Raw genomic sequence first — 14,344 nt, 5'->3', positions numbered from 1 at the left:
GCGCCTACTTCATCACCCACAAGAGGATAGCCAGGTCAATCAGGACCCCAACTGTCCAAGCCAATTTAAAATACCATTTTTGGGTCTTGTGACGGAAACGATTGCCACCTGCCCAGGCACCTAGACCACCGCCCAGGTAAGACATCCAGAGCAGAGTCTTTTCAGAAATCCGATAGGCACCCTTTCTGGCCTTGCCCTTGTCCATACCGTAAGTCAGAAAGACCACCAGGTTCCACACTAACAACAGCATGGCCACAACTTGTTTACTGTCCATTTTTTTCTCTTTCTACTTTCGCTCAATAAAATTCAATCTGGCCGACGGTCAATCCTGCCCAAGCTCTTATTCATCGAGTTGGATTGACATCGAAGATGATTTTCACAGAGCATTACTACTTCAACTTTACCATACTATCCTGATAGAGACAAGAAAAAAACGATTCAGAAAATCTGAACCGTCTTTTAGATATCGTCTAAAGTATCCTGCAACCAATTCAGTTGGGCACGATTTCGAGCAATTGCTCGATTTAGAATCAAGTATCTTCCGAAATTCTCGCGAATCGCTTCCTTATCAGAAAACAGGTGATTTTTCCGATCTTCTAGATGGCGCAAATGCTTGTCAACCAGCTCAATCTGGCCTTCCAATAAAACTGGAATCCGTTTATCATTGCGGTTGCGAATGAAGAACAATTTCAAGGAGAAAATATCTTTCTGCTGTGGTGTGTCTTCATTTGGGACAGACAACCACTCATCTAAGATTTTCATTCCCTCTTCGGTCATCGCATACTGCTTTTCCTTATCGTTACCAGGTACTGGATGACAGGTAATCCATTGGTCGCTGGTCATCCGCTTCAACTCTGGATAGACTTGACTATGGGCTACTTGCCAAAATTCTCCCAAATCACGCTGGACGAACTCTGTTATTTGTTTTCCTGTTACCATACTATCACTGGAAGCCATAATCCCTAAAATGATATTGGGCAACACTCTCTGCTTCGGCATCTTAACCACGCTCTCTCAAAATACTCTCCACCTTGGTATTTATCAAGTCAATAGCCACGACATTGGAAACCCCCTCAGGGATGACAATGTCGGCATAACGTTTGGTTGGCTCGATAAATTGGTGATACATAGGTTTCACTACCGAGGTGTATTGATCAATAATACTATCCAAACTCCGCCCGCGTTCTAACATGTCTCTCTTGATCCGACGAATAATGCGAATGTCATCGTCTGTATCCACAAAAATTTTAATATCCATCAAATCGCGAAGACGCTGATCCTCTAGCACCAAGATTCCTTCTACAATAAAGACATCTTGAGGGTCTTGACGATAGGTTTTGTCAGAACGAGTGTGTTGGGTATAGTCATAAATCGGAATGTCCACTGCTCGACCTGCTAACAGTTCTCCTATATGATAAATCATGAGATCTGTGTCAAAAGCCAGTGGATGGTCGTAATTGGTTAAGATACGTTCTTCAAATGTCAGGTGAGATTGATTCTTATAGTAAGAATCATGTTCAATCATTGAAATTCGTGCATCAGGAAAATTATCCAAGATCGCGCGAGACACACTGGTCTTGCCGCCGCCCGATCCACCTGTTACGCCAATAATAATCGGTTTCTGTGTCATATCAACTCCTTCTCTTATCAATACTATTTTAACACGAAACGTGCTATAATGAAAAGAATAACACATAAAGAAATGAGATTTTATGCTTAAATTTGGAATTATTGGAACTTCATCCATTTCTCATGAATTTATTAAAGCGGCTCAAAAAAGTCAAGCCTATCAACTAAGCGCCGTCCTGTCTAGAAATATCGAGACCGCCAGAAATTTTTCTGCTCCTTATGAAAATGTAATTTTATACACAGGTATGCAAGAGTTTCTGGCATCGGACTTGGACCTGGTTTATATCGCTAGTCCCAATTCCCTTCATTTTGAGCAGGCCAAGGCCGTGCTGGAGGCTGGTAAACATGCCATTGTCGAAAAAACCATGGTATCACGGCCTGATGAATTGGCTAGGCTGAGACAAATAGCCAAGGAAAAAGGTATCTTTCTCTTTGAAGCGGCCCGTAATTACCAGGAAGAGGCATTTGCCATTATTCGTGACTTCCTGGCTGATCAGACTATTTTGGGTGGCTACTTTGGCTATGCCAAGTATTCATCAAAAATGCCTGAGTTGCTGGCTGACCAGACACCCAATATCTTCTCGACAGATTTTTCAGGTGGGGCCCTCATGGATTTGGGTGTCTATACTATCTATGCGGCTATCGGCTTGATTGGCACTCCCAAGTCAGCTCGCTACACAGCCCAGCAATTGCCGTCCAGCTTGGATTTGAACGGTAGTGGACAACTCATTTATGATGACTTCTTCGTGACCATTCAGGCTGGAAAAAATGTGACCAGTGACCTGCCAAGCGAAATCTATACAGCGGATGGTACCTTGGTCCTGGATGGTTGCCAACGGATCAGCTCTGCTATTTTCAAAAAACACGACGGTAGCCAAATTGCCCTGCCTGTCCAAGTAGCTCCGCACCCCATGCTGGAGGAGGCGGTCAACTTTGCTCGGGTCATCAGGGAGCAAAACCATGAACTGGCGGACCAGTGGCTGGATGTGGCCCAGGCCGTCCACCAAACTCTTTACACCATGCGCAAGGACGCAGAAATCACCTTTAAGGCGGATACGATATGAAAACCAACTTCCCAACTAGCTGGCTGGACCAGCTGACACAGGCCGGATTTGAAGACTTCACTCCGGTTCAAACCCAGGCTTTCGAGCCTATCAAAAATGGACAGTCCCTGCTGGCTATCAGCCCAACAGGCACCGGCAAGACCCTGGCCTATCTCTGGCCTAGTTTGCTGGCCTTGACGCCAAAAAAAGCCCAACAATTGCTGATTTTAGCACCAAATACAGAACTAGCTGGACAAATTTTTGATGTCTGCAAGACCTGGTCGGAGACGATCGGCCTCACTGCCCAGCTCTTTTTGTCTGGCTCCAGTCAAAAGCGCCAGATTGAGCGACTGAAAAAAGGACCTGAAATCCTTATCGGAACGCCCGGTCGGATTTTTGAGCTCATCAAGCTGAAAAAAATCAAGATAATGAATGTTAACACCATTATCCTGGATGAATTTGACCAGCTTTTTAGCGATTCCCAGTACCATTTCGTGGAAAAAATTATCAACTACGTCCCTCGGGACCACCAGTTGGTCTATATGAGTGCGACAGCCAAGTTTAACCGGGAAAAGATTGGTCCTGATGTGCTGACCTTGGACCTTTCCGAGAAGAAATTGGACAATATCCAGCATTGCTACATGATGGTGGACAAGCGAAATCGTCTGGAAGTCCTTCGCAAGTTTGCCAATATCCCTGATTTCCGAGCCCTTGCCTTCTTCAACAGCCTATCGGACCTGGGTGCTAGCGAGGATAAGTTGCTCTACAACGGTGCCAATGCTGTTTCGCTGGCATCTGATGTCAACGTCAAGTTCCGCAAGGTTATCATCAAGCGGTTCAAAAACCATGAAATCAACCTCTTGCTGGCTACAGATATGGTAGCGCGTGGGATTGACATCGATAATCTGGAATGCGTCCTCAACTTCGAGGTTCCCTTTGACCAGGAGGCCTATACCCACCGAGCAGGTCGTACCGGTCGTATGGGCAAGGAGGGCTTGGTTATCACCCTGGTATCCAGCCCAAGCGAGCTCAAACAGTTGAAAAAATACGCCCAAGTGCAAGAAGTCATCCTAAAACAACAGGAATTGTATAAGGTCTAAGAACTAAGCTATAATAAACAGATACTCCCTAGCCAGATTGAAGCTAGGGAGTTTTGGTTATTTCCACAGAATGCTGATTAAAATCAGGCTTAATCCTGCAACGATGTTCAGATAGGGATTGCCATACAGTGGACTCACTGCAATGAGAAAGAAACCAACCGAGAGCAAAAATGGATGTTTATTTTTCTTAAACATTATTCTGTTCCAGCCTTCACCTTGTTTGCTGAAATAACAAACGGTGTCCAGATCAGGAAGGCAATGAAGAGGTTGAAGAGTGATACAAGGGCTGCCATCACATTACCACCAGTTGCCAAGTAAGCATACAAGCCTGGAGGTGTAATCCATGGAACCGCTAAGAAGACAGGCGGAATCAAGCCCATAGAGGTCGCTAGATAGGCAATTGTTGCACAAACAGGCGGTACAATCAACCATGGAATAACAAAGAGTGGGTTCAGTACCATTGGAATACCAAATGTGATTGGTTCGTTGATATTAAAGATTCCCATTGGTGTTGAAAGACGAGCTACTGTTTTATATTCTTCTCGTTTAGAGAAAATGAAGATGGCAAGGATGAGCGCCAATGTAACCCCTGAACCACCCATTTGAGCGTAGGCATCAAAGGAACCACGAGTCCATAACCATGGTAATTCTGCCGCGCTTCTTGTCGCTTCATAAACGGCAGTATTCTCATTGAGGGCAACCCCGTAGATACCATCCATAACTGGTGCCAAAACGTTGTGACCATGTAAGCCAAAGAACCAGAAAAGCTGAACCAAGAAGGTGAGCAAAATAACTGAGCCAATACCTTGAGATAGACCCATCAATGGCATCTGGATATAGGTTGAAATCACATCACTCAAGGCTTGACCAGTCGCAGCGTAGACTGCATAAGCCAAGATTGAAGATGCGTAAATAGCTGCTGTACCAGGGATGATGGCTACAAAGGCTTTGTTTACCGCAGGCGGTACTGTATCTGGTAACTTGATAGTAATATTCCGTTTTACCAGACTGGCATAGACAAATGTTGATAGGAAGCCAATGAAGAGGGCGGTGAAAAGACCGGTAGCTCCCGCATATTTCAAAGCAATGGCTCCCCATTCACTTGTTTCAAGTACAGATGCACCATCATTTGTTGCTATTGTCAGCCCCAAGTCTTTCAAAGCTGTTATAACTGAATTATCTAGTCCATCGAGAGCTGTGGAGATTGTCAAGCTCTGTGGCATAGTAGAAATAAAGGAAGCAAAGGAAATCAAACCACCTGCCAAAGGGTTGACCTTGTGCATATTAGACAAATTGTAGCCCAGGGCAAATGAGAAAACGAGGGCCATTATACCAATGGTACCAAAATAGACATAACCATTAACATTTATCAGGGGTTGCATAGCCTCTGCAAAGCCAGTCCACCCCATATTATTTGGGATGTCCCTCAGAAAAACATTGAGCAAGACTGCTACTGAACCGGCCATGGTGACTGGCATCATAGAAATAAAGGAATCTCGAATCGCAACTAAATGCCTTTGCGAGCCGATTTTCCCAGATATTTCCATAAACTTATCAGAAATATTTGACATAATCTGTCTCCTTTTTATTTTTTTCTTCCGCTTTAAACGGTTTTGTGACAATTTGTAGACAAAGAAAATCAAATCATGATTCATTCCTAAAAATAGTCTTTTGCAGAAAACCTACCTCTATGAAACTAGTGGGCAAATGATTTGATTTCTGAAAAATATTATCCGGCTTCTTGTGTGGCATAACGAACCAAGGCATCTAATTGTGCCTCTGTCTGCCGTTCTAGACTTTTTGCCATCAATTTTTCCATCAGGAAATAATTAGCCTTGGTAAAAAAATCCGCAGCTTCCACTCCATAAGAATACTGAATACTGGTATATCCCTTATCTACAGGAGTCAATTGATAGGTCATCGTTTCCTTGCCTCGATTAGATGAGAATCGAACAGAATAGAGGGATGGACTGGCCAACTCCAGCAGGGTGACTTGGACACTATGCTGATGTTTCTCGCCAAATCGTTTTTGGTAGGTTAAGCCAGCTACCAAGTCAACTTCCGCCGGCTCCTCACCAGTATTTTGTCGATAATCTTCTTTTAAGGACGTCACTATCGCCTCGAAAAGTCGATCAATAGAAACCGGATAAGTTTTTGTGATTTCCATTCCTCCTCCTTTCTATATACCCGCAGATGGCTCTATAGCATTGTTTAGCTGTCCAATCGTTCGTACAAACTAACAATCTCTTTGGCCATATCAATGAAGGTAATGGCATTCATCAGATGGTCCTGACCATGCACCATGAGCAAGGATACCTCAACAGATTGTCCACCTGCTTCTTGAGCCAACAGGCTTGTTTGTGACTTGTGGGCAATATTCAAGGAATCATTGGCCTGTTCAAGCTTTGCATGCGCATCGGCAAATTCGCCTTTTTTAGCAGCCTGAATGGCTTGGACAGCCAAGCCTTTGGCATCACCACCATACATGATTAAACCCATTATGGATTCTAAATTGCCTGAAGAATTCATATTATTCTCCCATTAACTTTAGCGCGGCATCTAAAACATTAGCACCATTCATAACACCATAGTCCATCATATTGATGGAATCCACCTTGATACCTGGCTCAAATTTTCCTTTATATTCATTCAAGAGGAATTTGACCTGTGGTCCTAATAAGAGAACATCAATTTCCTTTTGAGCCACTTCGGAGTCAGCTTCAGAAACAGGAACCGCCCAAATAGTAGCTTCAAGACCTTTTTCCTCTGCTGCTTTTTGCATCTTAGTTACCAACATACTTGTTGACATACCTGCATTACATACTAACATAATGTTTTTCATTATCTTTTCCTCCTATTTCTGTTTTTGTATTAAGGGAATAAAAATAGTTACTAATTCATCATAGGTTGGATTGTTCAACAACCGTTTTTGTAGGTCTTTGTCTTTGACAAACTCGACCAGACAGGGGGATATATATTTTATGTGAGAATTTCGCCCCTTTGAAGGGGATAGTAAGAATACAAAATGAACGATTCCCTCCTCACCCCAACGGATACCTTCTTTAGAAATACCTACTACAATCTGTTCTGAATAGCTCATTGCTACCGCAGGATGAGGGAAGGCCAACGTTTCTTCAAATACTACAGAGCTATAGGTCTCCCGCAGATGAACCTGGTCTAAAAATGTTTCTACAAAACCTGGCTGACTAGATTCATTCAGCTTCATTGTCAACTCTTCCAACAGGGACATTCGTTCCCTATTTTCATCGACTACCACAATCCGACTCGGCCCAAAGACCGCCTCAGCAATCTGACGCGCTTGAGCATGGTCCATGTTTTCCCCATGTTCCTCACCCATAGAAAAGGTCAAACCTTGCTGCAAATGTTGCTTTATCTTTGCGACATCCTCTCCGGATAGAAAAACGGAAACCGTGATAACCGGTGTCATAAAGATAAGATTGGATAGACTGACAGATGAGATAATCAACTCAACATCAGACAATCGCTCCTCGGTCACCTCGTAATAGCTGACCACATCTACAATTTCTATACTTGAAGAAAATTCTTTCTCCAGCCGATTTTTCAACATCAAGGCACTACCGACACCTGTTGAGCAAACGACCAATACCTTTGTCTTTCGCTGTGGATTGTACCGTTCAACTGCCGCCATCAAGTGCAGGGAAAGATAAGCCCATTCATCATCTGAAACTTTATAACCTTGAAAGAGGGGCATTTGTCCAAAGACCTCCTTTGTGAGGTCAAAGACTTCCGCATAATCCCTACGAATCTCCTCCGTCAATGGATTATCCAAGACAATCCCATTTTCCAGTCGGATTTTTAGGGGCAACATGTGGGCTAGAATTCCTTTAAACAACTGCTGATCGGCAGAAAGTTCTAAACCGATCTTACGAGACAATTGGAGCAAACTATCTTGAATTTGCTGTCTCAAGGCCACTTCTGCCTGGTCTATTTTGGCCAGATTTTCCGTCAGCTTAACCTTCAAATGAAGGGCAATATAATTTGCTTCTTCCTCAGGAATCAATAGGTCAAAGGCTCCTTCAATTTTCCTGAGAATTTTTTGGGCAACCTGATATTCCTTAGAGCGACTAATTTGTTCTGAAATGGGAAAGCGTTCAATTGCAGAGCCAGCCCGCATCCGCTGCAACATCAGGGCGATATGAAGGACCAAATTTTGCAATACAAAATCTGATAGACGAAGACTTGCATCCCGACATTCATCAATCACAATCCTCATAATTTCTGTGAAATTGATGGATGGAAGGAGGTTATTCTCAACGAGTCCATATAAGGTTTTCCCTAGCTGTTCGCTGAAAAAATAATCCATGATAAAATGCCGAATCGCCGTCTCTTTACCAGTGATTTCTAAACCTGCTTTTGTCATATTTAATTCCATATCGTAGGATGACAATAGGTTTCGGATATCAACAATCACCGAGTGCAGGGTTGTTTTACTGATAAATAAGTCCCTTTCCAATTCCGCCAATGTTGGCGACTGTCCTTCAAACAAGAGCTTATTGAGCACAAATCTCTGCCTGTCCACAGCTTCTTCCACCGAATGAAGATTGGTCAGCTGCCTTTTGGAAGAAAGGGAGGATTGCCAAAAGGTTTCAAATGCACGAGAATCATCCACTTGCAGATGATAACCGAGACCAGGCTTTGATAGCAATTGACTCCCGCTATTTTGTAGCGAAGCCGTTAACTGCTTCAGATAGGTTCTAGCCGTACGGTCGCTAATATGCAGCTGCTGAGCAATTTCCAAACTAGAAACGTAATCATCTGGATGGTCGATTAGAAATTCTAATAATCGAATCTCCTTTTTTGATAGCATCTCGTCCTCCTTTCCAAACTTACAATCTGTATTCAAAAGCCCTGTAGCTCTATAGATTTATAATAACATACACACAAGAAATTGACTATTCTTCTTTTTTCCTTAGCATTGATGAAAGATTGCGACTAAACTACTTTTAAGCGAAAGGCCTGCCATGGCTTCAAAAAGGAAACCAACGGCCAATCCTCAGGATGTATGGTTCCAACGATATTTGCCTTAGGGGATAGCTCCAGTTCCTTAATGACAATGTGGAGTTCTCCTTTGTAGCGACCGTAGAGGTCATTATCAATGATGACAGTCCCGGCTTCTACCTTGCGATATCCATCTGTCTGAGCAGGAATAGAGTTATCTTTATATACAATTCGTGGCATGGTTGAACGAATAACATAAGCAGAGATATCCCCACGATAATTGTGACTAAAATCAATAATCTCTCTCTCAATATCGGTCACGTGTTCTGCCAATTGCACTCTGAAAGTCAGACCATCTTCATCGAGCACCTCTTGAATAGACTCTAATTCTTCTTCTATCACGAACTGATTGGAAATCAATATCCAATCAATCAAACCAGTCGCTTTTATCCACGCAATTTGACGAGCTAATTCTTGATGACGGTGTTCTTCTAGAGTTGGTAACCCTTCAGACAAGGGCCATGGGCCCTCTGTTGCAGTCTGCGAGGAGACAAAGGCTGCCGATGTAATCCCCTCTTGTCTATAAAACTCTGACATTTCGAGAAAGTAATCTTCCGAAAGTGCCGTATATTCATGGGGATAAAAATTATGACAGGCAATTATATTCTCTCTATTAGCTCCTGCTTGCAAGAGATCTGTCAATAATCTCTTATCTGTACTCATGTTCAACTCAATTTTCAGCTGATAAGGATTTTGTGTCAGAGAAACAATTTCTTCCAAGGGCAGAGCTTCATCCAAGCGAATCCCTGCAACTCCGAATGCATGCGCTTTTTCAATAAGGGAATCTTTCCAACCACAGGATTCAATGAAGCCTGGACTGATATCTGCAATCACTAGCATCCCCTTTTGGTTGGCATAGGAAATAACTGAACGATACAGGTCAAACACCTCGGAATTATCTGGCCCAATCTGGAGCAAGCTGATAAAAATCCTCCTTGCACCATATCGTTCCATCAAATCGATGTAGCTCTGACATTTCTCCAAGCCATGTCGCTCCGGATAGATTGAAAATCCAAAGTTTGTCATATTCCCCCTCCTACCTACTAAAGCCGTTGGCTTGACTGACTTCCTTAAACCAATAACCTGATTTTTTGATGATTCTCTTTTGAGTGCTCAAATCCAGCTCAACCAAGCCATATCTATTTTTATAAGCATTTAACCAAGACCAGCAGTCAATAAAGGTCCAAAGCATGTAACCCTTACAATTGGCGCCTTCTTGAATGGCTCGATGTAGCTCAATCAAATGGTCTTGAATAAATTCAATCCGATAATCATCCTGAATATAGCCATCCTCTTTGAAGGCCTCTTCTCCTTCCACGCCCATGCCGTTTTCCGTGACCAGCCAAACGATATTGCCATAGTCCTTTTTCAAATTCATGGCAATGTCATAAAGGCCGCGTTCATAGATTTCCCAGCCACGGTGAGGGTTGATTTTCTTGCCAGGCATATCATAAGAGGTAAAGAAATGTTCCGTCGTCAACAAGTCACCCTCCTCAAAGATTACTTTCGGAGCCTGTACTCGGAGAGGCTGATAGTAGTTGACTCCAAGGAAATCAACCGTATTTTCCCTGATGATAGCAAGTTCCTCTTCTGTAACATCTGGTCTGAGCCCGTATTCATCGATAATGGCTACCAATTCTTCTGGGTAGGCCCCCAATACAGACGGATCCAAAAAACTCTTGGTCTGGAAAAGTTCGGCAATGCGGGCAGCTTTCTGGTCTTCAGGACTGTCACTCCTTGGGTAGGCAGGAGTCAGATTGAGCACAATAGAAATCTGATGGTCTGGATGCAATTCATGACAGGCCTTGACTGCCAAGGAGCTGGCTAATTGAGTATGGTAAGCCACCGCTACTGCAGCCTTAGCATCAACTTTACAGGGATAATGGTAGGAGCCCAGATAGCCACACTCTACCGGCACAATCGGCTCATTGAAGGTCACCCAGTGGTCCACCAAATCCCCAAATAATTCAAAACATTTCCGAGCGTAGGCTTCATAGGCCCAAACCGTTTCCTTGGATTCCCATCCTCCTTTTTCCTGCAAAGCATAAGGTAGGTCAAAATGATAGAGATTGACCAGCAACTTGATACCCAAGGCATTGACCTGCTGAAAAACATCCCGGTAAAATTCCACAGCCCTTGGATTGACCTGACCGACACCGTCCGGGATTAAACGTGACCACTGGATAGATGGCCGAAAAATCGTATGCCCCGTTTCTTTCAAAAGCTCAATATCGGTCTGATAGTTTTTATAAAAAGTGGAGGTCACATCCGGACCAATCTGCCCATGGAAACGCTCCGGCTCAATCCCAAACCAGTAATCCCAGTTGTTCAAGCCCTTTCCGTCACCTGGCTCTATCCCCTCACTCTGTGGACCAGAGGTGGATGAACCCCAGAGAAATCCTTCTGGAAATTGATAAAATGTCCCTTGTTCTGTCATTATACTTTCCTTTCTGCTTTGATGGCTTCAATGCTGGATACAAATTGCGGTAAATAATCCGCATGTGCAAGCAATAGGTCTTTTAATAGTTCTTCTGCTTTAGGTCCGTTGGCAATCAAGGGATTGAGATAGAAGGCTTGCAAGAGCAAGTCATAATCACCTGTCACCGCAGCTTCTACCGTTGCTAATTCCATCTCCTTCATCAGCTTCAAATAAGCAGTCACCAGAGGTGGACTTGGCGGACAGCCGAGCGGAATAGCCCCATGAGCTGTAATAATAGCAGTCACCTCCACAACACAATTTTCTGGTAGATAGGGAATCACACCCCGATTGACCGTCGAAACGGTTAACTCCTGGTGGCTGTCATTGTAAATGGCCACAATCAACTGGCAGGCAATGTCGCTGTAATAAGCTCCACCCCGTTTCTCCAACTGCTTGGGCTTTTCTTGTAAATGAGGGTCGGCGTAGAGCTGGAACAGTTCCTTTTCTACCTCTTGGACCACTGCGGCACGCACCCGCCCAGTCTGGTATTGCTGGAGGGCATCATCCAACATCTCCTTTTCCAAAAAATAATAGCGGTGATAGTCACACGGCAGCAGGCCAATTGTCCGAAGTAAGTCAATTGAAAATTCCAGATTACTGATATTTTTCACCGCATCTGCTGGACGGCTTACCTGATTCCCATAGAGTTTCTCCATCACTTCCATGGTCCGATTTTTTCCAAAACGGTCCCAAACCTGATGAAAATGAAAATGATTCAAACCGATATGGCGGGTCATAACCTCAGATTCCTGAAGACCAAGCACCTCTGCGGCAGCTTTCTTTTGCCCAATCGGAATATTGCATAGACCTATCACCTTTTCCCACCCCAGGTAATTGACAATAGCCTCCGTCACCATGCCAGCAGGATTCGTAAAGTTAATCAGCCAGGCATCTGGACAGAGCTCTTTCATATCAGCAATGATGCTCTTATAGGCTTGAATGGTCCGCAGAGCCTTAAAAATACCTCCAGCTCCGTTAGTCTCTTGACCTAAAAATCCATGACTGAGAGGAATGGCTTCATCCAAGTATCGCGCCTGCAATTGACCGACCCGAAATTGAGAGGTCACAAAATCTGCATTTTTTAGAGCGCTTCTCCTATCCAAGGTCGCATGAATTTCCCAGTCAAGACCAGCTTTTTTGACCATGCGCTTGGCAAGTTCTACCACGATTTCCAATTTTTCTCGGCCATCTTCGATGTCTACAAACCACCATTCTTTGATAGGTACCTCGGTATGTCTTAGAATCATTCCTTCTACCAGTTCCGGTGTATAGCTTGAGCCACCACCTATTGTTACGAGTTTGACCATAGGCATTATCCTCCATTTTACTCTTACTAAAATTATACTCTTAATATACCGGATTTGTAAACGGTTTCCAAGACCAAACTTTTCCTTTTCACTACGGAAAATCCTTTGGTTCTGGGCAAAGAAAAACCTATGCTCATGGTGAACATAGGTTAGATATGATTTTATTTAAGCGCCGGGTCCGGCATCAAATTGATTGTAATAAATCAATTGAGGATTGAGTTCTTGCCCCAGTAATTCACTAGAAGTCACCAACTTGAAACCTTGGCTCGCAAAATACTGGAGCGTTGGTTCGACACTTTCTACACTGGTAGGATGGATATCGTGGAGCAAAATGATAGATCCAGGAATCGTATTGGCCTTAATGGTTTCCAGAATGACCGCAGGATTCCGGCTGGACCAGTCATTGGAATCCACTGACCAATAGATAATGGGCATATTAATGATATTCATGGTCGCTTGATTGACTGCTCCGTACGGCGGCCGCATGAGCTTGGGCTTGTAGCCCAGAATCTTTTCCAGAGCAGCCTGGGTGTCACCAACTTCTGACTGAACAGCCTCTGGACTGATGCCTGTTAACTTCGGATGGTTCCAGGTATGGTTACCAATTTCATGACCTTCTGCCACCATTCGCTGGATAATATCCTCATTACCAGCAATATTTTTCCCTAAAATAAAGAATGTTGCCTTAACATTGTATTTCTTCAAAATATCCAAAATCTTTGGTGTCGTCTGGCGGTTGGGACCGTCGTCAAAGGTCAGAGCAATCCGTTTTTGATTGGCCAATTCTTCTTTTTCCTTTTGGTACTTGTCGTAGTTTTCCTGATCTGTGACTGTCAAATGCTGGCCAGACAAGCAATCATAGAGCTCTGAGATGGAAATGGCTAGGGTCTCCACTTGATAGCCTTCTGGCAGGTTTAACAGAAACTGACTCTCTCGGTAGCTGAAGGATAGATTTTCCACATCTTCCTGGCCAAATTTCTGGAGAAGCTGGTCGATTTCTGCCTGCTCCATGCCTTGACTAGCCAATTCTCTCTGCAGATGAGATGAGACAATGGCACGAAAAACTCCCTGGTCCTCAACCAAATGTTTCAAACTAAAGACCTCTTGCTCCGCTGTCAGTAAAATCTGCTCCACATCCTGTTTTTTCTGAGAAACCAACTTGGTTCCCCGTACCTTGTAAGGCCTTGTTCGAATCCGATAAGCTATGATGTCTTTGTACTCAGAGTTTTCCTTATCCACACTGAAAAAATGCAGTCCTGTCGTTCTAGATTGAGGCCCTTCCTGGCCGAATTGCTTTTTCACCAGTGCTAGGACCTCCTTCTGAATCACCGAAATCGGATTCCCAGCTTCATCTTCTGGAATGGCAACTTGAACAAATTCTGAACCGATTTTCCCAGCCTGACGATAGACATTGCTTTCCTTGGAATAGTTTAATTTTAGCTGTTTGACGTCATCTCTCAAGGCCTGTTCCTGGTATTTTCCATAAGCAAAGACCAACATGCCAAGGCACACTAAAAAAAGAATGCTATTGACAACCAACAGCGCAACATTTTGTTTTCTCATACAAGTAAATCTCTTTCATAGATATATATAACTATCATAGTATAAAAACGACTTTTTTTCAATCAATATTCGGTTTCTGAAAACAGTTACATAAAATCCCAATTTGTAAAATTAAGCTAGACAGAAAAAGCCATCTATGTTAGGCTCAGATAAACTACCACATTTGTCTGAAAGGAACTAACA

The 14,344-nt window shown here is 43.5% G+C and carries 14 protein-coding genes; 2 read left to right on the top strand and 12 right to left on the bottom strand.

The window, feature by feature from the left end; translation table 11 throughout:
• Window positions 1-4: 4 nt before the first annotated feature.
• The 3 genes from ACHBGV_RS02500 to udk form a co-directional block, all read right to left on the bottom strand.
• Complete coding sequence (locus ACHBGV_RS02500) at window positions 5-274, bottom strand: DUF1294 domain-containing protein (RefSeq protein ID WP_105123474.1); 270 nt, start codon at window positions 272-274, stop codon at window positions 5-7.
• 185 nt (window positions 275-459) lie between these two features.
• Window positions 460-999, bottom strand: coding sequence for a PadR family transcriptional regulator (locus ACHBGV_RS02495; RefSeq protein WP_105111261.1), 540 nt, complete (start codon window positions 997-999; stop codon window positions 460-462).
• 1 nt (window position 1,000) lies between these two features.
• Entirely contained in the window at window positions 1,001-1,630 is a 630-nt protein-coding gene (gene udk, locus ACHBGV_RS02490) for a uridine kinase (protein WP_105123473.1), read from the bottom strand.
• 82 nt (window positions 1,631-1,712) lie between these two features.
• Here udk and ACHBGV_RS02485 point away from each other — a divergent pair, with 82 nt between their 5' ends.
• The gene (locus tag ACHBGV_RS02485; protein ID WP_394735586.1) at window positions 1,713-2,693 is read left to right on the top strand and encodes a Gfo/Idh/MocA family protein; all 981 of its coding nucleotides are present in this window, start codon (window positions 1,713-1,715) and stop codon (window positions 2,691-2,693) included.
• On the top strand, window positions 2,690-3,772 hold the full coding sequence (locus ACHBGV_RS02480; protein ID WP_394735585.1) for a DEAD/DEAH box helicase: 1,083 nt from the start codon (window positions 2,690-2,692) through the stop codon (window positions 3,770-3,772). Before ACHBGV_RS02485 ends, ACHBGV_RS02480 begins: the two co-directional genes overlap by 4 nt.
• A 194-nt stretch (window positions 3,773-3,966) precedes the next feature.
• Here the strand turns inward: ACHBGV_RS02480 and ACHBGV_RS02475 are convergent, their stop codons facing one another.
• The 9 genes from ACHBGV_RS02475 to ACHBGV_RS02435 form a co-directional block, all read right to left on the bottom strand.
• Window positions 3,967-5,343: a PTS sugar transporter subunit IIC gene (locus tag ACHBGV_RS02475; protein WP_394735584.1), complete on the bottom strand. Its 1,377-nt coding sequence runs from the start codon at window positions 5,341-5,343 to the stop codon at window positions 3,967-3,969.
• 158 nt (window positions 5,344-5,501) lie between these two features.
• Window positions 5,502-5,939: a DUF3284 domain-containing protein gene (locus ACHBGV_RS02470; RefSeq protein ID WP_394735583.1), complete on the bottom strand. Its 438-nt coding sequence runs from the start codon at window positions 5,937-5,939 to the stop codon at window positions 5,502-5,504.
• Window positions 5,940-5,983: 44 nt separating this feature from the next.
• Window positions 5,984-6,301 (bottom strand): PTS lactose/cellobiose transporter subunit IIA, encoded by a 318-nt coding sequence (locus ACHBGV_RS02465; protein WP_105111255.1) that lies wholly within the window; start codon window positions 6,299-6,301, stop codon window positions 5,984-5,986.
• Between the two features lies 1 nt (window position 6,302).
• Entirely contained in the window at window positions 6,303-6,614 is a 312-nt protein-coding gene (locus ACHBGV_RS02460) for a PTS sugar transporter subunit IIB (protein WP_105111254.1), read from the bottom strand.
• Between the two features lie 12 nt (window positions 6,615-6,626).
• The gene (locus tag ACHBGV_RS02455) at window positions 6,627-8,621 is read right to left on the bottom strand and encodes a BglG family transcription antiterminator (protein WP_394735582.1); all 1,995 of its coding nucleotides are present in this window, start codon (window positions 8,619-8,621) and stop codon (window positions 6,627-6,629) included.
• A 125-nt stretch (window positions 8,622-8,746) separates the two neighbouring features.
• Window positions 8,747-9,838 (bottom strand): DUF871 domain-containing protein, encoded by a 1,092-nt coding sequence (locus tag ACHBGV_RS02450; RefSeq protein WP_394735581.1) that lies wholly within the window; start codon window positions 9,836-9,838, stop codon window positions 8,747-8,749.
• A gap of 10 nt (window positions 9,839-9,848) precedes the next feature.
• A complete protein-coding gene (locus tag ACHBGV_RS02445) occupies window positions 9,849-11,249 on the bottom strand; it encodes a glycoside hydrolase family 1 protein (protein WP_394735580.1) in 1,401 nt (466 codons plus the stop codon).
• Window positions 11,249-12,604 (bottom strand): 6-phospho-beta-glucosidase, encoded by a 1,356-nt coding sequence (locus tag ACHBGV_RS02440; RefSeq protein ID WP_394735579.1) that lies wholly within the window; start codon window positions 12,602-12,604, stop codon window positions 11,249-11,251. Before ACHBGV_RS02440 ends, ACHBGV_RS02445 begins: the two co-directional genes overlap by 1 nt.
• 159 nt (window positions 12,605-12,763) lie before the next feature.
• A complete protein-coding gene (locus ACHBGV_RS02435; RefSeq protein ID WP_394735578.1) occupies window positions 12,764-14,161 on the bottom strand; it encodes a polysaccharide deacetylase family protein in 1,398 nt (465 codons plus the stop codon).
• Window positions 14,162-14,344 lie beyond the last annotated feature (183 nt).

The sequence above is a fragment of the Streptococcus sp. A34 genome (assembly GCF_043674115.1).
Classification (GTDB): Bacteria; Bacillota; Bacilli; order Lactobacillales; family Streptococcaceae; genus Streptococcus; species Streptococcus suis_V.
This window is presented reverse-complemented; position numbering and strand designations above follow the sequence as displayed.